The following is a 23,243-nucleotide window of genomic DNA, read 5'->3' on the forward strand; positions in this document are numbered from 1 at the left end:
TCGGTGCAGGACGCAGTGGCTCGGATCGTGAAGATGCTCGATGAGGACGACGGTTCGCTGCCCAGCGACGAGGTGGCTCGACGGTTGGCCGCCGAAGGGGTGGACTCGACCGCGAAGTCGACCGCGGTTGCCTACGCCGTCCAGCGAGGCGACGTAGACGTCGACTGATCTTTCCGAGTCCGCAGGCGGACCGCTCAGCCCGCCTAGCGGTGTCGGGGCACCGTGCCGACCGGCGTCACAAGCCGGTGGCTGAAGACAACAGGATCAGTTCCAACGAGACCGCTACCGCATCATCTACACGTCCGCCTACCGACGCCTGGCCGGGGTCACTCAGGTGGTCTCGGCCCTCGAGGGGCATGTCTTCCACAACAGGCTGACGCACACCATCAAGGTCGCCCAAGTTGCTCGCAGACTGGCGGAGAAGCTGCTGGCGAGCGTTGAGGCGCAGAGGCGCGACGACGACTCGCTGCCGGCTGCGCCGCTCAACCCGGACGCCACAGAAGCGGCAGCCCATGCCCACGACATCGGGCACCCGCCGTTCGGCCACGTGGCGGAGGTCGAGCTGCAGCGGCTGATGGAGCACAACGGGTACGACACCTTCGAAGGGAACGCTCAGTCCTTCAGGATCGTGACCAAGGTGGCCCCCGCGAACCTCGACTACGGAGGCCTCGACCTCACCCGAGCGACCCTGAACGGCATCCTGAAGTACCCGTGGCTCCAGACGGCCCTACCGGCGGTTGCGAAGTCGAAGTGGGCCGCATACGACACCGAGGTGGATGACTTCAACTTCGCCCGCGGGGGGTCTGATCCTTGCGCGGTGGGGACCGAGAAGAGTCTTGAAGCCGAGGTCATGGGCTGGGCCGACGACATCACCTACGCCGTCCACGACCTCGAGGACCTCTTCAGAGCCGGTCTCATCCCGGCAGAGCGTCTGCACCGCGACCAAGCCGTGCGCGACGACTTCGCCGACTGGGTCCAGCGACGATGGGTCGCGCAGCAGCGCGACGCCGACCCGGCCGAGATCGGGGCAGCTCTCCGCGCGTTCCCGACCTTCTTCGGCATCGCCGACCCCTACGACGGAGGGCGCGAACAGCGCATCCGTCTTCGCCTCTTCACCAGCACCCTCATCTCGCGATACGTCAAAGCCACGACGATGAAGTATGAGGAGGGGGCGTGGCGTGTCCGGATCGAGCCAGGTGCCCGACTCGAGGTCGACGTGCTCAAGCTCCTGACTTGGCGCTACGTCATCGAGCGCCCCGCTCTAGCCGGGCAGCAGCACGGACAGAAGCGCGTCATCCGCGACCTCTTCGAGATCTTCGGCAACGCTGCCGACTCCGCCGACAAGAGCGCCGACGCTACGATCCTGCCCACTCGCACCCGAGCCGATCTGCAGGCGCTCAAGGATAGCGGCACGTCCGCCCCCGCCCTGCGCGCCAGGATCGTGGTAGACGGACTGTGCTCCATGACGGAGACGAGGTGCTGCGGCTGCACAGCCGCCTACGAGGCGCCGCCCTGGGCTCGGTGCTTGACACCATCGTGTGACCGGGCGGGCCCGGCGCGGCCGCATCGATGCGCCAGCCTGGGTCGATGCCCTCCGCTGCTCCGGGTCCGCTACTCCTGGTCCGCGGCTCCGGGTCCGCTGCTCCGGCGGCGTGGCCCGACTCCCGCCCGGCGACAGATCGTGTAGACCGTCCCCACACTGATGCCGTGACGGCGAGCGATCTCCATGACCGGTTCTTCGCCGGACGCGTAAGCCGCGACCACGCTGGCCTCGAAGTCGGCCGACGGCGCCCCGCCGCCCCCGGACCCATGTCCCCAGGCCTCGCCGGGTCGCGTCTTGGGCGGAGAGCCAGGTGTGCTGACCACACGGTATCGACGGGGCACGATCGGCGAGGTCAGGTCCGAGACCATCTCGCGGGCGGCGCCGGTGAAGCCGTCTGGGACGTCGAGAGTCACACCCGCTGCGGTGTACAGGCTGGGGTGGGAGACGTAGCGGTCGAAGCGGGACGGCCACTGCACCCCGCCACGGTCGCGGCGGCACTCAAGGCAGAGATAACCGTCGACCTCGCGAATCCGCATCCGCGCAGCCAGCCGCGAGCCACAGTGAGGGCAGGGCGAGAGAGTGGGACGGTGGCCACGCCGCAGCTCCCACCGGTCCTCGAGGCACCGTCCGCGCACTATCCGCCCGAAGTTCTCATACTTGTTTCCCGACCGCTGCGGTGAAGGGTCACGCCAGCAGTCCAAGATGGCGGCGACCTCGGAGCGTCCGGCTCCCTGCAGTAGCCACCGCTGCTCGCTCACCCCGTCATAGCCACGTCGGATGCTTTCGGCCAACGCCCGGACGTCCCCGAAGTCGGCGACGAGGTCCGGGTCCTCGGCAAGGTCGTCCAGATGTGGCACGTCCCCATCCGGCTCCCCGCGCCCCGGCCTCGGAAACAGCGCGGCCATGCCGACCTTCAGCAGGGGCCCGTCGTCGCAGTTCGAGATCGCGAACTGCGCGGGAGCGAGGTCGAACAGGTCCGCAGCAGCCTGCGTGGCCGCCATCAACCGGCCCCGCTGGACACCACGACGGGGCTCGCCACGGCGTAGTCGCGCAAGCGCGAGGAGTGCCCTGGCCTCACGCTCGAAGACCGCGCCGACGCGGTAGTCGTCACCGAACGGCACCGACCACGACTCGTCGTCGTAGCGGACGACGAGGTCGCCGTCGAACCGCACCGCCATGCCCTTGAGGCCCCGATCGCCGACCTCGACCCGGGTCGTGACTCGCAGGTTCCGGATCGAGGCGTGGACCAGGTCGCGCACCTCGCTGGCCCGGGGATCGCGCAGGCCGTTGACCATGGCCGTCAGTTGGGCCGCCGAGACACCCGGCGCGGCAGCCGTCTGGCTGAGGGCGACCATGTCGGCCCGTCGCTGCACATCGAGACTGAGATGCTGGATTCGAAGGGCGCGCGACTCGAACTGAGCGGTGGCGTGAGCGTGGAGGGCGGCCGCGAGCACAGGCTGGTCGTTCACGTCCCGAGCAATCAGCAGATCTCCCTGCTGGGCTTGCACTCGTTCCAAGTCGGCTAACTCGGCCCGCATCGTCTGCAAAGAGGCCTCGTCGGGACTGACGCCGTCCCCATCGCCGTCGCTCCTGGTCGATTCGACGAACGCTCGCAGCGGTTGACCGTCGGAGTCGACGAGCGCCCGGATCATCGACGCGACCAGGAGCCGGTCGGGGATGGGCGGAACCTGACGCCAGACCACTCCGTCAGCCCGCAGCCGGGTGTAGTTCCCGGTGCCGCGTCGCGACCCGGATTGCGCATCAAGATCGGCATCGACACTCGCAGCGACATCCGTGTCGACGTCGATCGAGTTGAAGCCCCAGTTCACCTCGGGAGCATGGCCGCTGCCGGCGCGGATACCTGTCTCCGATTGACCATCGGAGGTTGCACCTGCGGTGGCGGCGGACGATCGGACCGGGAAGGCGTGCGCGCCGCGCGGTTCGCGCCTGACCCGTGGAGCCACACGCGCGGCAAGTGAGTGCGGGACTCCGTCCAGTTCGACCGCTAGCCCGGAGAACGACCACCGGCTCCGACGGTTCGCACGCTCCCGACGGGCGTTCTCGAAGTTGTGGATCCTCTGGAAGTCCTCGGCGGTCGCCCACGCACCACCGGGTGGGAACACGTTCGCGATGGCGATCGCCTTGCCGCCGACGGTCCGTCGCAGCACCCCCGTCTCGTACAGCTCGAGGTTGTCGGCGAACGTCGACAGCATCGCCAGAGCCTCGTGCCGATTGGCCAGCTGTGCGGACCGGGCGTCGTGGTCACCCTTGTTCGCGGGGCCGCTCATGAGGTCGCTGAAGGATCCGTCCGGCGACCCGTAGAAGGCGCCGGGGTTGTGTCGATGCTGACGCAACGCCTCCGTGCTGTATCGACGCGAGATCAGTTCACGAGCGAGTCTCGTGTGCGTCCATCCGGGCCGACCCCACTGCGACAGGAGCCACTGAACGGTCGCCACTTGGTCCACCAAGTCCCCCTGGTCGTCCCGCACATTGGGCAGGTCCGAGGCGTCGTTCACGGCGGGGTAGAAGGCAGGGGAGTCCAGCGACAGGTAGGAGATGCCTTCGTTCCGCATCCGGTAGCGCATCAGCCCGGGCGGGAGGCCGGACGCCAACGGATAGCGGACGCGCCCCCCTTCCATGACGTCACCGGTCAGCTCGACCAGGCGGTCCGAGCGCTTGCGTTGGATGTTCTCGGCTTCGACCAGTGCCGCGTTGCCACGCATCGCGTACAGCAGGTCGACGGTCTTGTCGATCGACCACTCTCCGCCGTCGCCGTCGGCCGCCCAGTAGGAGCCGTACCTGGCGTTGAGGGTCCGCAGCGAGTTGAGCAGCTTGCCCGTCTCCCACATCGAGCGCACCAGCCGGTCGAAGCGTTTCGCGAAGAACCCAGCGAACGGCACCCCGCTTGTGAGCCCGTTGCGCAGGTGCACGGCATGGGGCTGGTCGAAGCCCTCGTCCACCTTGCGGGCCGATCCCGCCGAGAGGGAGACGACCAGGGGGATCTCCGGTCGGAAGTCGAGGACGAGGAACTGGTTCAGGAAACGGTCACCCTCGCTGGTGGTCGACCAGACCCGGTACGGCGAGGTGAAGAGGAGCTCCACCATCCGCTCCGGGTCGGGCAGACACGGCCGTACGTCCAAGCCGTATCGAGAGTTCAGGTCCCTGGCGGCACCCTGCAGATCGAGGACCGCCTTGCGGCAACCCAGGCGTGACGACGAGCTGCTGTAGCGCCCGACCAGGAGGAGCGGCCGTTCCGCCTTCCATGACGTTATGAGCCCGTCGTTCGCTGACGGGCTGATGGCCGGGGGCAGGACGGGAATGGTCATGACCGTGTTGGACCAGAAGTCGAACCGATCTCTCGTGTGCATCGCGGGCGTTCTCCTACTGGCCTCTTGTGGGCACCGGACCTGGTCTTCTCTGCCGGCGCGCGTCGGGGTGGTCGCCTCGACGTCAGAGTGAAGGTGTGCGGCCTGCTGATGGAACGTCTTCACCGACAGTCTGCGAATCAGATTCGGGGTGACTGTGGGTGATGACGACGCGCTCCTGGCCGGCTGGCTCACCTCGTCTCAACCTGGCGTTAACCGGAGGCGTCCGAGCCGGTCTGGCACCCCCCGTCGTAAGAAGGCCCAGCCAAAAATTGCCGGTCCGGCGGTCGGCGGCCCGCGCGGCCCCGCGCACGCTGAGGACCAGGGCGCGGCACCGCCGCGGTGGGCTAGGCAACGTGCCAGCCACGACTGGCCTCATAGGCGCCGAGGACCCGCCCCAAAGGATCGAGTCGAGTTCGGCTCGGGTGGCATAGGCCCGAACTGCGCCTCGCCGTCATCGGCTGTCGTCGCTGGCAGCGGTCACGGTGGGGCCTAGATGGTGCATGCCGCGAGCGCGGCGCGGGAGCGGACTGTGCGCTGAAACTCGGATGTCGACGACGCTGATCGACGGGCCTGAGGTCCTTCTGACCTCCGGAAGCGCGGACCTCGCGCGCCCTGCTGCATCGTCAGTAGGCGATACGGTGCAGGAATACGATAGCCGCCTCGACCCGTTGGCGGCCGCCCGCGGAGCATGAAGATTCTCGAGGACGGTCGGCACCTTCTTGAAGTGCCCGCTCTGGGTTCAGCTTCGACCGAGCTGCAGCCCGGACGTCACCTGCTCGTTGCCCGCATGGACTGGGTGACCAGCCCACCCCTTGAACTTGAGGTGGAGAACGGCCGCGAGTACCACCGGGAGACAAGGCTTCACGACCATCTAGGCACTCCCCGGACACCAGCGTCGTGAGGATCAACAGGTGGCGAGACCTCGACCGGATCGATCGCAGCGGCGTGCTTGCCGCCTTGGGCGTCGTGGCACTGGCTGTCACGGCAGGGATCATTGACCGGGACGGTTTCAATGTCATCGCGCTTGTGACCGGCTGCTTCCTGCTGTTCTACGCGCGTTGGGCTGCGCATCGGAAGTCCATGCGGCAGTTGCGCTAACCGCGGTCGGGCCCTCGCCGACTCTCCGAGCAGTAGCGCACCGTAAACTAGGCTGTCGTCTCGACTTCATGGGGGATGCAATGGGACGCACGGTCGGGACACTGTTCGCGCTGCTGATCGTCGCGGGTTGCACGAGCAACAGCGACAACCCGGCCGGCTCAGATCAGGCCGCCGCAGGCAGCCCGTCGCCCACGCAACCGAGCGAGCCAAGCGAGAGCGCCAATGAAGAAGTGGCGCGGGGAGAGTCCCAGTTCTCCTCGGTCGAGGAACTGCGCGATGCAGCCGTAGACGCTGGCTACACCTGCAAGCGTTGGCGCCAGACTGACGACGTCCAACTCGCGAGCGAGTCAGGATCCTGCTCGGGCAAGGACGTCTTCGCCGTCTTCGCCGACGAAGCCGACAAGGACGAGCAGATCCGCCTCATGCAGGACTTCATGCGCGACTACGGCTTCAAGCCGGATCCGATCGTCTCGGGCGGGAACTGGACGATCAATGCGCCCGAGGCGCGATACCTGAGCATCGCGCTGGCTGCAGATCTGGAATGACGGGCCCCATCACCTACCGAGAGGCCGCCCGGCGCCTCGGCGTAGGCGAGGCCACCGTCCGCACCCTCCTGCGTCACGGCGTGCTCGAGCAGACTCCTCCGCCGGATGACGGGTCACGCCGGGTGAAGGCCCACGCCTCGATCCACCTCGACTCGCTCGACCGAGCTCGCGCCTGGCTCGTCGAGCGCGCAGCCGAGCGCGCCGAGCGGGAGCGGCGTCGCGAGCAGCACGGCAACCCGCCCGACTACGACCACGTCTGGCTCGACACCGCCACCGTCGCAGCGATGGCCGGGCTCACCGTTAAGTGGGTGCAGTGGCAGATCCGGGAGGAGCGGATGCCGGCGATGTTCCACGGCGGCCAGTACTGGATCAGGCGGGAACACGCCGAGGTGGTCGTAGCGGCGCGGGCGTTCGTCGAGCGGGCAGCCAGCATGACCGGAGGCAGCTAGCCTCACTCCTTTCAGATCACGCTGGGGGCGAGACCACGGAAGCAAAGGTGGACTTTCGTGGCAGTCACCAACAGCGGCCAGTCTTGTTGCTGAAGTTTCGCCTAACTGGTCCGTGATGCAGAACTTGCCGAAGGACGGGTTGCCGTACTGAGGGGTGCAGAATCTGCGGAGGCTGGGCGGACTATCTCGGTTGATGAGAAATCGACGCATGGCGGACCAACCGTTCACAGAGAGCCCGACGCGCTTCCTCGTCGTCACCCTAACGCCCGAGGGACTTGCGGAGTTGGCAACGCAATACCCCTAATCGCTCGCAGATGGATCATGCAGCCCATTAACCGCCCCCGCATTTGCCGCGAGCAATCTGTACGAGTCCGAGGACCATGAAGATTGTCGCGCCACCGACGAATCATCTACTTCATCATGAAATTCGTTGAAAGTCAGTTCAGTGACTGCGGCCACGGCGGGGGTTCGATCCCGGTGTGCCTTCCTCTGCGTCGGGCCACGCCACCGACAGGTGGCGGGTGGCGGGCGGGTGGCTCCGGGCTTCTCTGGACAACAGTGGGGGTCGGAGGACAATGCGACGGGTGCCGGCGACGCGGATTGGCCCATGGCAGCCGAACCGCCGTGGCGGTGCGAGCCTGGCTGCCCCTACCGAGTGCGGGTCCACTCTGATGGCGCCGACCCGCAAGGCCGCCTCAGACTCCGCGCACCTCCACCGCAATTTGGCTGCACTCGTCATCAGATTCGAGCTGCTGGCGACTCTGCCATGCCGCGTCATGTACGACCCGCATGTCCGTAACCTCCCAAGTCCTAATGAGCTCAGTTGGGAACCAGGCTGGCCTTCCTGATCTGCCCACATAGGCGTCCGCAGCAAGCTTGACCGAGCAGTCCTGAATCGATGTTGATGGATGCCGCCAGATCCCGGGATGGCCGGAAAAAGCGAGAGCAGCATCGACCTTCACAATCAATGCCTCCTCCGAGAGCGAAGCGACCTCCACGGACTTGGCTGGTTGCCAAACGCCATCGGCCTTGAAACTTTGAGTGCATTGGGCATTCAGATCCACCGCCGACAACTCGAGAGCGAATTGGTAGCGCGCACCCAGCGAGAGCCCTGCGACCTGACCACTCTCGATCATCCATGGATCGACATTCACCCAAACAGGCAAGACTGGCACCTGGTCACTTCCGCCCACGCGACAATTAGATGGCCCGGATCCACTTCGGGCACTTGCCACTGTATCCCTTGCAGTACATCGTGACGAGCTCTCCCTTGTCAGGGCCATGTCCCGCCCATTCCACGACCGCAATCACATTCACCTGGACACCAGCGTCATGACACCGGGGGTCGCATTCCATTCTACGGATAGGCATCCTATAGCCCCGGCGGGTGGCGGTGCTGACATGAATGCTGTTGTCGAAAACAGCTTCTTCGATGACGTAGCGCACAGCCGTTCTGCTCAGCCCGTGCTTGTCCCTGACGTAGTCGAAGACTTCGTCGAAGACAATGACCTTGTTGCCGTACTTATTGGTGTACGTCCGGTCACAATCGCCGCCAATGCCGATGACGCAGACTTTGGCCTCATAATCTGGCGGCACATCCTCGGCGTAGCCCGGCGTGGACGTTTCGTTCCCCCCTCCTTCGGAGCCGGGCGTCGCCGGCTCTCCCACGGGGCCGCCAGGCTCGGGCGTAGGGGCCTCCCCCGCGTTCTCCAAGTTATAGACCACGTCTAGGTACGGTCGAACTGATGCAGAGTTCAGAGTCGAAGAGCTGTAGAACCCAAGTTTTTGGTTCTGGTCTTCAGTCGTTTGCTTAAAGACAAACCCGCGGTTGGTGGAGGACCCGTCGACCCAATCCTGAACGGCCGGCCCCGCGTTACTGAAACGCTTGTATCCCGAGTTCAAGCCCCCCATAGTGAGTGCGTCACTGAGAGCAGCGCTTGGGCTGCCCCCAGTCCAAGTCGATCCTGCGCGCGCCTTGTTCCACGAGGCCGAGGTGTCGAACCGAGTCATGGGATTGAAGAGGCCATAGCTTGCCGAAGTGCTTGTGCCCGCGGTTTGGCTACTGTCGAGGTAGAGCGCTACCGAAGCTGATTCGATTGTTGCGTTGTATGGAATGGAGTTGACGTCGAACCGCGTCACACTGCGCGTGGTGGCTCCGGCGGAGGTGGTTCCCACTCGCATGTAGCGGGTGGCGTTTCCACAGGACACCAGATCAGGGTCGACCTTGTGCAGCGTGCAGTCCAAGATTGTCGCTGCCTCCAACGACGGGTCGATCTTGACCGGGAATTGCCGCGCTGGATCCTGCAACCACTGGTTGTCGGGCCTGGCGGTCACTAGCCATCCAGTGTCCGCAGCGGTCAAGTCGACGTCGACAGCTGAGGAGTCGAGACCGGAGGCATCAGTCGAGACGCCGATGGGCATCCGGAAAAGCACGTCGCCACTGTCACGCTCGAAGAACTCCACACCGGCTGCAGACTGCCGCGCGTCTAGGTCAGGGCTTGCGTCGATCTCGTACGTGAACTCGAGTGGGTCGTCGGGGGCGGGCGCGTCGTTCAGGACGATGTCCTCTTTGACGCCCGTCGAATGTGACGTGAGAAGCATCTTGTCGGCGTCTTGCACGTTGGCAAAAGACGCCCTACTTCCGCTTATCGTGGGCGCGCCTCGCAGGCCGTTCATCTTTGACGAAACCCACGCCCCCGTGGCTTTGTCCTCAAGAACGACTGGCGTCAACGAGGGATCTTGCGGGACCTCCAGAACGAAAGAGTTCGCCGCGTTCTGGGCAGCAACGTCTGACTGCGAGCTGGTCACTAGCCGCGAGTCGATCTGAGCGGGTGCGCCAGCCGGGTCCTCGAACATTATCGGTGAAGCATAAATTCGGACCTGTTGTGAATCACTGGTGGCGCTTGGGCCGCTCGACGCTATCGCGAGGTTGGCGGGGGATACCGCGCCAACGAGGCTTGCTCCGAGAAACAGCACTGACAGGGCGACGGGCATTACAGCAGTACCGCGCGACATGGGATTCCCGAAGTGAGAAGAATGGCCGAACCGCGGTTAGGCCAGCGCACCTGCGGCACGGCAGGGCTGAATGTGTCACCCGGCGGCCGCCGTGTCGACGAGGTGGTTGGCTTCTTGCGGAAAGGTTGAGTAATGCCAAACCGGGCTGGACTCCAACTGTCGTGCTGGGACGGGTCGCAGACGAAGTGGAGACCGGTCGCAGAACCCGCCTCCTCAGCGTCACCATGGACTGCGAGAAGGCGCGACCCGTTGCATGGGACCTCGCCGGCATCCTGGTCTCGGCGATCGGTCGATTCGCTATGTTGCCTTGACGGTGACACCACACGAAGCGTCCTGTGGGGGCCGGTTCGGCCCCAGCCTGGGCGACAACCCCGTGCTGCTGCTCGTGGCTTGACCGACACGCTCAGTGTGCGCACTCGGCGTCAGGCCCCGCTTAGGGGTCGGCGCCCGTCGGGCACATCCCCTGTCCCCCTGCCGGTCACCCGCAGCCGGCTCACCCGCGCTAAGACGCGGGCTTCTCGGACCCGGGGCCCGCCGCCGCGGTCAGTCCCTGATGCGGTGCGTGGTCTTGCCGTATTCTGATTGGCCAGCCGGTGGCCATCGCGGACCCGGTGAGTGGTCCGACCAGTCGTTGCGTCGACGATACGGCCGTCGTCGCGGATGCGGTGGGTCGTCTCCCCGGTCTGCTCGTCGGTCAGCCTCCTACCCATGCGATCCATGATGGCAGTTGCGGCTCCCGTGACGCCCTGATCGCCGTGCCGGGAACCTGGCACGGCGTGCCCGCGGCTAGCCGAACCGGCGTCCGCCGACGCTCCCGCGACACCGGGCACAGCGGTGTCGATGGTGGTCGGCATCTCACCGTCTCGTCGAATGCCTAGGGCGTCCCCACTGAGCCGCGCTTGTCGCCGACAAGATCTCGTGGCCGAGTTCACTAGGCGTTGGACGCGGCGGTTTGGTGTCGCTACCGAGCTTTGGCAACTGGGGGCTCAATCCGAGGACCCTCGGACGCCATTACCGCAGGTCAGGGGGCTACCTTGCAGCCCCGACCAGCAGTTCTGACCACGGTCGCAGGCCACCCGTAACCACCTCTGTGCACCCCTTGCTACGCCGGTCGATCACCCCAATACAACCGCGGGGTCCTGTCCGAAGACCTCTTACCGCCCACCCGCAACCGGTTTCACAGCGCCGGATGAATTCAGTTCGGACCCGCGAGTGTCCCCCCGCAAGCGTTCCCCCGCGGGTTCGGACGGGACACCGGACTCACCGCAACAGCGTCCGGCACTCGCAGATTGAGGCGGTGTGAGAATGACGCCAGACACCCGATCAACCTCGACCAGGGTCTTGCCGGACCCGAGCGGCATCGCTGGTCGAGTTCGCCGCCGCAAGCCGGATAACACCGAGGAGACCGAGTTCGTGTTCGTTCCTCCGCCGGTCACTCTGCTCGAGACGTCGTTCCCGTTCGCGATGGTGTCTCGACTGGTGGCGGCCGATCGTCGTGCACCGGACCCGGCCTACCAAGCGCACAGGTGGTGGGCCCGCAGACCTCCGGCGCTGCTGCGAGCCCTCCTCCTCGCAGCTTCTCTGCCCTCGGACGTCTCACTCAGCGAGTTCTGGGCGGCCTACCGTTCCGAGGCGCCGCACTTGGCCGGTGTCACCGTGCGCGACCCGTTCCTTGGCGGCGGGACGACGCTGCTTGAGGCGTCCAGGTTGGGCGCAACCGCAGTCGGCAACGATGTCGATCCGTTGGCTGTCGTGCTGTCCGAGCATCAACTGAATCCACCTGCGAGCGCCGAAGTTCTCGAGGCGGGCCGCCGTCTCACCCGACACTTACGTGAACAGCTTGGAACGCTGTGGCCCTCAGTCCCGGACCGGTCTGACGACTCGGAGTTGGGGCCGGAACCGGATGGTTGCGGGGAAGCGGCCGCTGGCGGTGATCCCCCCGCGGCCTACAGCCCGTTGCACTACTTCTTCCTCGCCCGGGTTCGCTGTCCGCACTGCGGGGTCACGGACCTGCTACATCGATCACTGGTCATAGCACGCAGCATCGGTAAGGCGGGCTCCGTCTTCCGGGACGTCGAGATGACGTGCTATTGCCCCAACTGTCTCGATGTCCACCATCTGGACCACGACGCCAACACCTTCGCGTGCTGCGGCACCGAGCACGACGTGACTCATAACAACTTCGCCGCGGGGCGCTACCGCTGCAGCGGATGTGGTGCCCGGAGCGACCACGAGGACCTGCAGACGGGTAGCGCCGAGCGTGTGCTTATCGCGGTCGAGGACGAGCCCGCTCCCGTGAGCGGGCCAGGCAAGGGAAGCCCTCGCCGGGGGACAGGTCGCGGGCCAAGCAAAGCCGCGCGAACGATCTACCGCCGCCGTATCCGGCGCGCTTACGACGAGGACCTCGAGGCCCTGGAACGGGCGCGGCTTTACCGTGTCGACCTCGACGGGCAAGGCAACGCCGGGTCCCATTCCGGGTCCGGTGTGGCTTCCCAGCCGATCGTCCCAGCCGGCAACGACCCGCGCCCGCTGAGCTATGGCGTGCGCACTATCGGTGGCTTGCACACTGATCGGCAGATACTTTACCTCGGCGCTGCCTTCGCGTGGATCTCGCGCGCGGACCTGCCGGTCCCGGTGGCGCGGGCACTGTCCTTGGCAGTGTCATCCACGATCACGTCGAACAACCGTCTGTGCGGTTACGCTACTGACTACGGCCGGCTTGCGCCGCTGTTCAGCGTCCGTGCGTTCGCACTGCCATCGTTGACCGTCGAGTTGGCTCCGTTGGCAGCTGGCGGACGGGGATCTCTCACGAACGCCATCGCTAGGGTCGCCCGTTCCGGTGACGACTTCGTTCGCCGCAGTGTCATCACCGACTGCGGCGAAGTTGCATCGGCTGGGTTGCGTCTCACCCGCAACCGTCGAGATGGCCAGGTGGTCTGCGGCGATTCGACGGACCCGGGGGCTCTGCGCACCGGCCATCTTGCCGACCTGTGTGTGACGGACCCGCCCTACTACGACTTCATCTCCTACGACACTCTCAGTCAAGTCTTTCGGGCCTGGCTCGATGTGCCGGCCCTTTCCGGCTCACCCCTGCACCCACCCGCTGATGATGCGGTCACCGTCTTCGGGACCGCCCTCGGAGCCGCCCTCACCTCCGCAATGTCCGCTACCAAAGCCGAGAGTCTGGTGACGTTCACTTACAAGGGCGGCCCCGAGGCCTGGCGGGCTGTCGGCTTGGCTCTCGATGTCGCCAAGTTGCGAGTCACCGCCCTATGGCCTGTCCTGGCGGACCCGCACATGGGCCACCATGCGAGCGCCGGCAACTGCGAGTACGACACCCTGGTCGTCGCGCGACCGGCGTCTACCTCCGAGCCCGCTGACCCCCCTGCCACAAGCAGCGACATCCTCACCGAGATGCGGCTAGTCCGCAGGGTCTCGGAGGCAGACGAGAAGAACTTCGACCTGGCCGCGGAGATGGCGAGGTCGCGTTGGGGTGTCGGTGCCACCCGTACTGGCTAGCGGCCTATGGGTCGGGGCGACGCAACCGCACCGGCCCACGTTGTTGTACGAGCGCGGCGGTTTGATCCCCACGGCAGGCCACCGTCAACGAGACCAATAACGCTCAGAGCATGTCCACAGTCTCGTTCAGACGACCCCGCACCAGCCCACTAGCCCGGGTGTTCGGCGCCTCGCATCGCCGCTTACAGGAGGTGCACCGATCTGTCGCGGAGCCCAGACGGATGATTGGTTGGATTACACCCAGACTGACGGACCCTCACTCCGAATCGGCGTGAGAGGACACGGTCGGATCGTCCCCCTGCTGATCCTGACTGGGCGTCTTGACGCCACCGAAGACCTCAGCGAACGACTTCCAGCCCTCGCCGAACTCTTCATCTGCCGCCGGCGCAGGCGGAATGTTTCCCTCTTCATCGTATTCGGCGACATAGACACGGGTCTCCAACTCGCGAGGTTCATCCGGCACAACTACTGCCTCGTCGAAGACGTCCCCTAGATCAGGCAATACCCCGCGAGCCCTCAACTGTTCCGTCAGCGTGAGCGTCACCATGGCGACAGTCATGAGCCTCACGATGACAGGAATAGCTGCCCGGAAGCGCTCCTCGACGCCGAAGGCCTGTCCTTCCTCACGCCGTGCGGGGTCTGCGTGAACGACGTCGCCGTAGATCCAGGAGAACGCGAGAGCGTTGTCGCTGATCCGCGTCTCGGCCTGTCCCTGCTGCTGCACCCGCACCTCGTAGTAACCGAGGCTCTTCCCTCTCGGATTGATCTTTGCCCATTCCTTCTTCCACTCTCGAAGAGTGCTCATGTCCGTCTCTGGCAGGCTGGCCTTCTGTCCGAAGTACAGCAGGGCGTTCATCACCTTGGCGTGGTAGGTGTCCTCATCGTTGAGGATCAACGGGCGTACGCGGGCCGCCGCACTCTCAACCTGCTCCTCGGGAGGGAGGTCCAGCAGGACCTTTGTTTCCCCCGTCGCCGGGTCGAGTAGAACCCGGAACTGCGGATTGCGGAGTTTCACGAGAAGCCCCGGATCTCTCGCGAGTGAATGAGCCCGGATGCGGCGGGCACGCAGAACGAACGACCTCAGAGCAGTCAGGTGCCGTTCGTCGAGATCAGCCATGCTTAGAGGGTATGTCTGGACCGCAGGCTCGTCCGACGCGGCAGCCTGCTGCCCTGCGTTGTTGGGTGGACCGCTCGGCGAAGCCCTTGTCCTCACGTTCTCTGGGCGTGCAGCAGACAGGCCTTAGACCCTCAGCAGTCGAACGTGAGCTCGGGTGGCGCCATGTCGGCAAACCCTCCAGTCACGTCCGCCGCGACGTCTAGCATCAACGCGTGCTGCCCGTTCAGATTCTGCGCCCAATGCTGCGGCACTTCGACGCCGTCGACGAGGAGGTCGCCGACCGCCTCCTGAGGGTCAAACCGTTCGACGAGCCTGCCCTGACCAGCCTGCTCTGCGACCTCATGGACCAGGAGCAGCAGCGCCGCTACCGTCTCGCCTTCGACGTCGACCGGCTCCGGCGTAAGATCAGGCGGGTCGCTCCCCTCCTGGACGTCGAAATCTCCATCGAGACCCACGAGTACCCCTCGTCGGTGGAGAACCTTGTGACGCAGTCCGATCTAGGCATCGTGTTCGAGTATCGCGATATGTGGGTCCCGAGCCGCAGTTGGACTGATGCTTATCTGCTGCAGGCCAAGAGGCTGTTCCGCTCCCGCGGCACTTACGCTCTCAACTCGGGGTTCACGTCGCAGAACCCCGCCCAGCATCGGCGTATGACAGCCCTCGACGAACTGTTCGGTTCGAATTTCGTCAAGTACCTGCTTTATGTACCCCGACCGGACAGGGTTGCCGCCGACACCGCCGCAGTTCTTCGCCACCTGCGCGACGTCAATATCCAGGACAATATTTTCGATTTCGCCCTCGGTCTCGAGTTGCAGCGAGAGGCTGTTCGAGGAGGCTCGACCCTCGACCCGGGCCTGCTCATTACTCCGGCGAGGTTGGAGCCTCGGTCGTACTCCTCCGCCTACGGCAACCTTTTCAACACCAGCCTGCCGTGGAGCTGGTTCATGACCGCCTCGCTGCTGGGCGGTCGCCCGGGGACCGCTGTTCCGTTCCTGCTGGCTGAGCCGGGGCGCGACGGAGCGGCGCGGCGAGTGGCGTTTGCTCGTGGGGACACCGAGACGGTCACTGGCGTCGTCGACGTCCTCGCCAGTGACCGCGGCCGCGGTGCCTCGAGGGACGACATCAGGATCGCTGACCGGCGAGTGCCGCCTTTCCTCCCCGCCAGGAGTATCACCGTTCTGGCCGTGGTCAACGGTCAAGAAGAGGATCCGGACGAGATCGAACTGCGATAGCGCCCTTCCGAGCAGTACGGCCTGCAGATCACCGGGGTCATCTCCTTATCCACACCTGGCAACTGGCAACTGGCAACTGGCAACCAACTCGATGTTGCGTTCGCGCCCCGCGTTTTTGGCCGTTATTGTGAGGGTCGCTGTTGGTCACCGGAGCCTCTCAGAATCTGGTGGTGCGCGCACTGACTGTTTTTACTCGACGGATTCCATTTTCGTCGACGAATGGCAGGTCGAGTGCCCGACGGTATCGACACCGGGTATTGGCGAAAGACTTCAGCATGCGGCTGCCCCAAAGCACGTCGGGGTCCCGAGGGAGATGGAGTAGCACCTGCTCGCTGATCAGGACGATCAACTGCGCCTTCGCCCGGGAAGCCATGACGTTGAACCGGTTCAGTGAGAGAAGGAAATCGTCTTCGTCGTTGATCACGTCCGGATCGCCGACCGCGTACGACGCGATGATGACGTCACGTTCCTGGCCCTGGAATCTCTCGACGGTGTCGACGGCGTCCCGGAGCTCAGCGGCGCCGAGGTGCGGGAGTGCCATGCGGACGCACGCGATGACTTCGCTCTGCTGGGCGCGGTGAGGCGTGACCACACCCAACCCTTGGGCGAGTAGGCCTTGGCGATCGTAGGGGTCCGCGCCTTCATGACCCTCCTCGTTGCCCCCGCCGCCCGGGTCGCCCGAGTTGTCGGCCAGCCGGCTGTCGAGGATCCAGGTGAGACCTGCGACGATCTGCGCCTCGAACGCGTTCGACTGGCCCGAGAGCCCGTCCGGGTAGACGACGCAGGTGACGGGCTGGTCTGGGTTGAGGAGCTCGGCGAGCGCAGGACTCCACGCTAGACCGGCCGGCCAGCCCGGGGGTTCGCCGGCGTCCCCGGGGAGGGGTTGTACGAACCGTGTCCGCAGCCGGGGCAAGTGCGCCGAGAGTTCAGCCGGATAGTCGGCGTCGTGGGCCAACTCGACGATCTCGGCGTTTGAGCGGTAGTTGATCAGCAGGTTCTGCGACGCCACCCCACGCTTGAACAGGTAGGTGTAGATGCTGCCGACAGTGGCCTCGGCTCCGATCGGCGCTACGACTTGATGAATCGGCGGCAGCTGGAGGGGATCGCCGGCGACGATCACCGTCCCACCCGGTGCCAACGTGGACAGCGGCAAGATCGCGTTAGCGGTGTCCATCTGTCCTGCTTCGTCGATGACGATCAGATCGAAGATTGGGGCTACGGGCGAGCCGGCAGCTGCGGACGCGAAGTTGTAGACCTGTTGGGCGGTCGTGCCGAGGATCGTGATGCCAGCGTTGCTCGATAGTTCACGCTGTACCTGCTGCTGCTCTTCGCCCGGATCCCTCTTGCTCACCGCCACGTCGATCACCGGAGGGTCCAGGAAGTCGCTGCGCGTGTGGCTCCGACCGCGAAAGACACGAGCCCTCGGCGCGATGCGTTCGCAAACCGCGGCGATCGGAGCCAGAACGTTGTCGACGGCGGTGTAGGTGTTCGCACAGACAAGGATCCGCAGAGGTCGCTGGCGCTGTTCCGCGTCCCAGGCCGCGGCCGCGACCACGTTGACGACCGTCCGGCTCTTGCCGGTACCAGGCGGCCCCCAGATGAGCGAGAGGCGATGAGTGAGAGCGTGAGTGAAGGCCGACCATTGACTCGGATCCAGCTCGCGGCCGTCCACTCTCAGTACGTGTTGCGCGCCCGCGGTGTCCCGCTCGACTCGTTGGCCGGCCATTTCCGGCGCGTCCCACAACACGTCTTCGATGGGAACTGCTGCCCTGCGGGTGGGACGCGGCGCCCCGCCCAGCGCCCTCACACTCGACCTGGAGTCCGTCGACTTCGGAGTTCGGCCGATCGCGCTCAGCGCGTCTTTCAACTTGGCGGTGAAGTAGTCCTTCGAGACCCGTTCGATCGAGACGTTGCGGTCGAGGTCGAGACCGCTTGCGATCAACTCGCCGCGGATCGTCGGGCGGTCCCAAAGATTATTGAACTGCACGACGACACGGCAGCGGTCGCGATCGAACTTCACGACCTCCACGCCGAGTACGTCGGACATCGCTGTGCGGTAGTTGCCGTAGCCGTCCTCGCCCTGGGTGGCACCGCGCGAGCGAACAAACCCGTGCACAGACTGGTCGAGTATCGCTGTCTCGGCCTCTGGAACAAGCGCGCACGTGTAGTCACCATCTTTGAATTTTGCCTGTGCGGACTCCGGGCGCACCTCGTAGACGACCAGATCGGCCTGCGGGGCGAGGTCCATGTCGATCAACGCCTGGCGAGTCTCGGCGGGGTTCAGCCTGCGTCTGAGCCGCATGGCGCTGAACTTGGCCTCGCGCTCGTGGGCCGGCATGGCCCGGCTCCTCGCTACTTCTTGCGCCTGCACCGCAGCGTCTAGGCGCGCGAAGCAGTAGAGCAGCAACTGGTCGGCCGTCATGTTGTCTTGACGTCCTGGCGCACCGAGGTGGCGGATGCGGGCGGCCTCGCGTCTGAGTTCAGGGCGGAGGTCACTGCGCAGTCGACGAGTGACCTGATCAAGGGCGTCGAGTTTGACGCTGACGGCGCGCTGCAAGTTGCTCATGACGGCCGCGAAGGTCGGACCGCGGTTCCAGACGTCATGGGCGCGTTCCGCTGGGATCTGGTCAGAGAACGGCACTTCGAAGTGGCGCGGCATTCGAAAGTCCGCGTACTGCGCGTTCATCGTTTCCGGGTGGTAGTGGCGAGCCGTATCCAGCAGCGAGTAGTGGTGAGGTACTGGCAGCGTGATCAGTGACCGGATGGCGTCCCCCACGATTGAGACCACTGGCTGCGCAACTAGCCGCTCGTTGGCGACCAACTCCTCGGCGGGGAACAGCCAGGCCATCGACCGGACACCGTTCTGAGTGCCGAGGATCGCTGCCAGGTGTCGGCTGACCACCCGGCACAGGTGCTTGTACGTCAGCTCGTCCCACAGATATACCTGCACCTGCGAGGAGTTGCGTGCCGTTGCGTTTCGGGCCGTATCCCTCGCTCGGGCGTATTCGACCATCTCGTCAATCTGGGCGAGGAACTGCAGCACCACCGCCTCTTCCCGCGCCCGCGAGCGGTGGTCCACGACGAACACCTTGTTCTGCGTCCACGCCTTGCGGTCGCTGCGGTCTTGGGGGTTGGAGTAGAACCCGGTGACGCCCAGTGCGAGTGTGATGGCTGAGGATGAGTCGAAGTCAGCGGTGACGTAGATGTTCAAGTCCGACCACTTCGGCAGCATGCCGCTCGTGCCGGCTCTGTGGACGAGGCCTCCCGGGATGTCCGCACCCGGCGACACAGATGCGGCCCGAGCGCTGATGACCGTGCGTTGTGCCCGCAACGAGTGATGGCCGGCGAAGATGTCGCTGTGCACCGGGGCACTGGCCACCTGGCTCACCGTCGTCGACCCGGTCTGGTTGAGCAACTCACGAGCCCCGCGACCGAGGAACGGGATGCGCGACAGGTGTTCGGTGCGATCGGACTCCTGCAAGCAGTAGAGGTCGTTGTTCGCGACAAGAGCGGGGTCGGTGTGCGGGTTGTCGCCGAGGAAGTCACATCCGCGGCACTTCTGCGATACGTGGTAGGGCAGCGACCGCCAAGGCGTCGCGAGGACCCTTGGCAGCGTCTCGGCGAAGAAGTGCTGCAGCGAGCTGACGAAGACCGCTGCCGGGGCCTGGACCAGGTCCGCTCGCACGGCAGCCAAGGCGTCCGCCGCCGACAGGGCCAGGTCGTTGTCGATCGCCTCGTCGGCGGCCACCCTCAACGAGCTTGCTTCGTGGCTGCCCGGCCAGATCGCGGGGTCCGCGGTCACCACGAACTCACCGTCCAGCTGGCGGTCGACGAGCCAGCCCGCCAGCGCGACGCTGTAGTAGACGACCTCGGCGAAGTATCCTGGGCCCGGTTGTGACGTCAGCTTGATGTCGATGATCCGCAGTTGGGTGCGGCCGTCCGTCGTTGACTCGTGAACGTCTCCCCGGGCGTCAAGCGTTCTCGTCTCGCTGCCTGGCGCGCGCACCTCGATCAGGTCGGGTCGCAACGGCTTCAGTACAAGGTTGCTCTGCCCGGTGGCCGCAGCAGCGGCTGCAGCCTTAGGTAGATCGAAGGACGACTGGAACGACGGCCCCACCTCGAACTGGAACTCGGCGAGGAAGCAACCCACTGATGCTGCGCGCAGGGCGGCCGGCGTCAGCTCCGACGCAGCGAACTCGATACCGGACAGACGAGACGAGGATCTCCGAGCCCCGATCAGCGCTGTCGGACCCACGAAGGTATCGAGCTCGGCGAGCCGTGAGGCCGCCCATTCGTCGCCCGCTTCGGTGATGTTTTGCAGGCCGGGCAGCGGATTCTGCTTCAACGGCATGTCGTTCACCACCCGTTCTGACCGTGGGCCGTCCGATTGCGGCGACAACGACAACTTCAACTGCCTTTCGCAGTCACTGCCCAAGAACCGCGTCAGCGTGTGCTTGCCGAGCTCCGGCATGGATCCCCCTGTCTAGTGCGTTGACCGCACGTCTTCGACTTGCCTGCAGTCCGGCCGCCGCCGATGACGCCTATCGAGGCTCGGCGGTTCGGTTGGTTCGCCGACGGTGAAGGGGTCATTCAGTGCTGGTCCGTCTCGTGTGGTCGAACACTACAAACCGCGACCGACAGCGTCGGCCCTTGTATTCCTGCACATCTGATCGCGAACTACTCAGGTCAACCAAGTCGATCAAGTAGTCCGTTCAGCCTCCCCGACTCGTACCTACCCACTGTGGGCAACAACGGGGACCCAGGCCATCGTCTACGTCTAGCAACGAGCGCGACATGCCGAGGAAGCCGCAGACTCGACCCATGGTGATGGAGACGTTCCCCGAAACGGCACCGACCTCGGTGGGCAACTTTTGGTTGGCGGCGGGCCTTGCGCCCGACCCAGCTGACGATCCGGAGGCGGATGTTCCGGACGCCTCATGGCCCCCGGAATCGAGAGTCGGTGGGCTGTGTCGGGTCGAGGACGGGCTGATCGAAGTCGACGTCCCGGGCGAGCTGACGCCGGGGACTCGCGTCACCGTCCACGACGGCGAATCGCGGATCCGCCCTCGCACCGAGGTCCAGGACTTCACGGTCCACGGCAATCTGCCGGTGAAGCCGTGGGCGGTGTCGCTTCTGGACTGTCACACCATCAGACGTCAAGGCAACGCCCTCTCGCCCCTCGCGGGCGGCGACCATACCCACCAGGTCGTCCGAGCGCTATGGGCGGTCACCGGCGCCTACGTGACGTCGGCGACCAGGTACACAGGCGTGAGCGTGAGCGTCGAGGGACTAGAGGAGTGGGCAATCTCAGACGCCCTGGAACAAACGCTCGCCACTGGCCCCGCTGACACCACCACAATCTCGTGGACGTCGCCCGAGACCCGAGAAGTCCCATTCACCGCGTTCCATCAGACCGCGACTCTCGCGTGCGAGTCGCGGGCACAGTTCGGGGGCGCCGACGTCCACGGCGGCTGGATTCGCGCCACTGAGCGGCTGGCTCTCACCGGCCTGACGGGCTGGACCCTCGACGAGGCGGTCTCGAACTACGTCATCCCGATCCAGAGCCTGATGACCCAGCTTCTAGGCCGTGTCGCTCACGTGTCGCGCCTGGCAGTCGAGGCGGACGGCCGATGGCTCCAGGTCTACGGGCCACACGTCGACCACAAGCCGGCGGAGGAGGCCGCCACCGGGTCGACTGCCTCCCTTCTGCTTGACAGTCGCGGACTCTCGTTGGAGCACGTGGCCAGGTGGTGCAGCCTGACAGCGGACCTCAGCCCCGTGGTCCAGGTGGTCGCGGCCGCAGTCTCGAGGGAATTTGTGACCATGGAGACAGAGGCCCTGACGATGGTGACAACGGCGGAGGCGTTGGACCGGCGACTGAATCGTGGCGAGCGGCTCTTCGAGTCCGAGACCTTGGACGAGGCGAGAGAGTCACTCGAAGCCGCTTCGATCGAGCCCGCATTACGCGAACGTCTGATCAGCTCTCTTGGCTACATGCACGAGGCGTCGATGCCGCAGCGAGTGCTGCGCCTGGCCGACTCGGTGGCGCGCGCTGCCCCCGACTGCGTGGGCAGGGCGAATCGCTGGAAGAGGGCGGTGGTGAGCATCCGGAACGGGGGTGCTCACGGGCTTGAAGCAAGCGGGGCGGATGATCTGCGGGCAGGACTGCCCGACGCGTACTACGTGACGAGATCGTTGCGCTGGGCTCTGCGGGTGAGGCTGCTCCAATTGTGCGGCGTCGATGACGCGACCATCAACGAGGCCCTGGCCGACAGCAACGAGTACCGACGCGACCGGGTCATGTGGACCGCTAACGTGCCCACGGTGTTCGGCCCCTCCTGACGGCCGTGCGCTCAGCCCGGCAGATCACAACCGGGACAGCGGCGTACGGCAGCAGAGGCTGGCAGTCCGGGAGGCCGCCACTTCGGGGTCGGCGAAACCAAAGGTCGGGCTGCTCGCGATGTGCTGAGTGCCGGTCGCGAAATCCTTGCGCTCTCAGGGCAGTCTCCGCCGAGCCCGCCTCGGGAGTTTGCGCGACCGGCGGAGATTGTCTGTCGAATCTCGGACTCATCCAGTCATTGATGACCCCAGAACGCGCTCCGGCGTGGACGCCGCCGCCGGCGCACTGATCAAGTCCTGTTAGCCCCGGTTGCATTCTGTCGAAGGGACGAGGAAATACGGCGGTCCACGGGTCGCATTCGAAGAAACCCATGCCCAAACCACCGGCAGGACCGTCATCAGGCACGAAACAGGCTACCTAGACGGAGCCGCACCGCTCGACAGTTGGATCGGCGACGCCCGTCTTGTGCCGAGGCGCGACCACTCCCCAAACCTTCCCAGGGCGGCGCAAGAAGGGTCGATGCTGCGCTAGCGTCACGCTGTCAGCATCTTTGTAACTACACTCCGGAGGTTCACGAACTCGTGGCACAGAAGGTCAACATTCTACTCCTTGACGACATCGACCAAAGTGAAGCCAGTCAGACCGTCTTCTTTGGGCTCGACGGGACTGCCTACGAGATCGACCTCAACGAGGAGCACGCCGAACAGTTACGTGAGGCGCTGGCGAGCTTCATCGGACATGCGCGCAAGGCTGACAGCCGAACCGGACGCAGCAAGGTCAGGTCTAGCCGACAGTGGACCGCCTCCGACCCGAGTGCCAAAGTCGTGCGGGAGTGGGCTCGAGAGAACGGCTACGACGTGCCGGACCGCGGCCGCGTCCCGGCGGAGGTGAGAGACGCCTACTCAGCCGCGAACTGATGTGCAACGAGAGGGCGCACACAGGGTTGAGCAACGGGTCTAGCCGCGTGGAGCACAGTGAGGTGGACGCTTCCCTCGGCCGCGCTGGCGCGGCGTCGGA

At 65.5% G+C, this 23,243-nt stretch carries 13 protein-coding genes and 1 pseudogene; 9 read left to right on the forward strand and 5 right to left on the reverse strand.

All coding sequences use genetic code 11. From position 1 onward, the window contains the following. Nucleotides 1-27 precede the first annotated feature (27 nt). Together Q0858_RS15805 and dgt are read left to right on the forward strand one after the other, a co-directional pair. Nucleotides 28-168 carry a hypothetical protein gene (locus Q0858_RS15805; protein ID WP_299056378.1) on the forward strand — a complete coding sequence of 47 codons (141 nt, stop codon included), beginning with the start codon at nt 28-30 and terminating at the stop codon, nt 166-168. A 103-nt stretch (nt 169-271) separates the two neighbouring features. Then, nucleotides 272-1,687: pseudogene (gene dgt / locus Q0858_RS15810) on the forward strand (dGTP triphosphohydrolase); the annotation flags it as partial. On the opposite strand, the gene Q0858_RS15815 reads toward dgt, so the two are convergent. After that, the gene (locus Q0858_RS15815) at nt 1,612-4,869 is read right to left on the reverse strand and encodes a helix-turn-helix domain-containing protein (protein ID WP_299056381.1); all 3,258 of its coding nucleotides are present in this window, start codon (nt 4,867-4,869) and stop codon (nt 1,612-1,614) included. The pseudogene dgt and the gene Q0858_RS15815 overlap by 76 nt on opposite strands. A gap of 939 nt (nt 4,870-5,808) precedes the next feature. On the opposite strand from Q0858_RS15815, the gene Q0858_RS15820 reads away from it, so the two are divergent. The 3 genes from Q0858_RS15820 to Q0858_RS15830 all read left to right on the forward strand — a co-directional run bounded on the left by Q0858_RS15820 (nt 5,809) and on the right by Q0858_RS15830 (nt 7,003). Then, nucleotides 5,809-6,009 carry a hypothetical protein gene (locus tag Q0858_RS15820; RefSeq protein ID WP_299056384.1) on the forward strand — a complete coding sequence of 67 codons (201 nt, stop codon included), beginning with the start codon at nt 5,809-5,811 and terminating at the stop codon, nt 6,007-6,009. Between the two features lie 80 nt (nt 6,010-6,089). Beyond that, on the forward strand, nt 6,090-6,554 hold the full coding sequence (locus tag Q0858_RS15825) for a hypothetical protein (RefSeq protein ID WP_299056387.1): 465 nt from the start codon (nt 6,090-6,092) through the stop codon (nt 6,552-6,554). After that, entirely contained in the window at nt 6,551-7,003 is a 453-nt protein-coding gene (locus Q0858_RS15830; RefSeq protein ID WP_299056390.1) for a hypothetical protein, read from the forward strand. Before Q0858_RS15825 ends, Q0858_RS15830 begins: the two co-directional genes overlap by 4 nt. A 695-nt stretch (nt 7,004-7,698) precedes the next feature. Here the strand turns inward: Q0858_RS15830 and Q0858_RS15835 are convergent. Together Q0858_RS15835 and Q0858_RS15840 are read right to left on the reverse strand one after the other, a co-directional pair. Next, entirely contained in the window at nt 7,699-8,196 is a 498-nt protein-coding gene (locus Q0858_RS15835) for a hypothetical protein (protein WP_299056393.1), read from the reverse strand. 7 nt (nt 8,197-8,203) lie between these two features. Next, the gene (locus tag Q0858_RS15840) at nt 8,204-9,859 is read right to left on the reverse strand and encodes a DNRLRE domain-containing protein (protein ID WP_299056395.1); all 1,656 of its coding nucleotides are present in this window, start codon (nt 9,857-9,859) and stop codon (nt 8,204-8,206) included. A gap of 1,464 nt (nt 9,860-11,323) precedes the next feature. Here Q0858_RS15840 and Q0858_RS15845 point away from each other — a divergent pair. Beyond that, nucleotides 11,324-13,537: a hypothetical protein gene (locus tag Q0858_RS15845; protein ID WP_299056398.1), complete on the forward strand. Its 2,214-nt coding sequence runs from the start codon at nt 11,324-11,326 to the stop codon at nt 13,535-13,537. A 256-nt stretch (nt 13,538-13,793) separates the two neighbouring features. On the opposite strand, the gene Q0858_RS15850 is transcribed toward Q0858_RS15845, so the two are convergent. Further along, nucleotides 13,794-14,654 (reverse strand): hypothetical protein, encoded by an 861-nt coding sequence (locus Q0858_RS15850; RefSeq protein ID WP_299056400.1) that lies wholly within the window; start codon nt 14,652-14,654, stop codon nt 13,794-13,796. A 212-nt stretch (nt 14,655-14,866) separates the two neighbouring features. Here Q0858_RS15850 and Q0858_RS15855 point away from each other — a divergent pair, with 212 nt between their 5' ends. Next, nucleotides 14,867-15,886, forward strand: a complete 1,020-nt coding sequence (locus tag Q0858_RS15855; protein WP_299056402.1) for a hypothetical protein — start codon at nt 14,867-14,869, stop codon at nt 15,884-15,886. Between the two features lie 157 nt (nt 15,887-16,043). On the opposite strand, the gene Q0858_RS15860 is transcribed toward Q0858_RS15855, so the two are convergent. Then, nucleotides 16,044-20,357, reverse strand: a complete 4,314-nt coding sequence (locus tag Q0858_RS15860; protein ID WP_299056405.1) for an AAA domain-containing protein — start codon at nt 20,355-20,357, stop codon at nt 16,044-16,046. 350 nt (nt 20,358-20,707) lie between these two features. On the opposite strand from Q0858_RS15860, the gene Q0858_RS15865 reads away from it, so the two are divergent. Beyond that, nucleotides 20,708-22,228: a HEPN domain-containing protein gene (locus Q0858_RS15865; protein WP_299056407.1), complete on the forward strand. Its 1,521-nt coding sequence runs from the start codon at nt 20,708-20,710 to the stop codon at nt 22,226-22,228. Between the two features lie 579 nt (nt 22,229-22,807). After that, complete coding sequence (locus Q0858_RS15870) at nt 22,808-23,143, forward strand: Lsr2 family protein (protein ID WP_299056409.1); 336 nt, start codon at nt 22,808-22,810, stop codon at nt 23,141-23,143. Nucleotides 23,144-23,243: the final 100 nt, after the last annotated feature.

Origin of the sequence: uncultured Nocardioides sp. (assembly GCF_947489365.1) — a bacterium.
In the GTDB taxonomy this organism is placed as follows: domain Bacteria; phylum Actinomycetota; class Actinomycetes; order Propionibacteriales; family Nocardioidaceae; genus Nocardioides.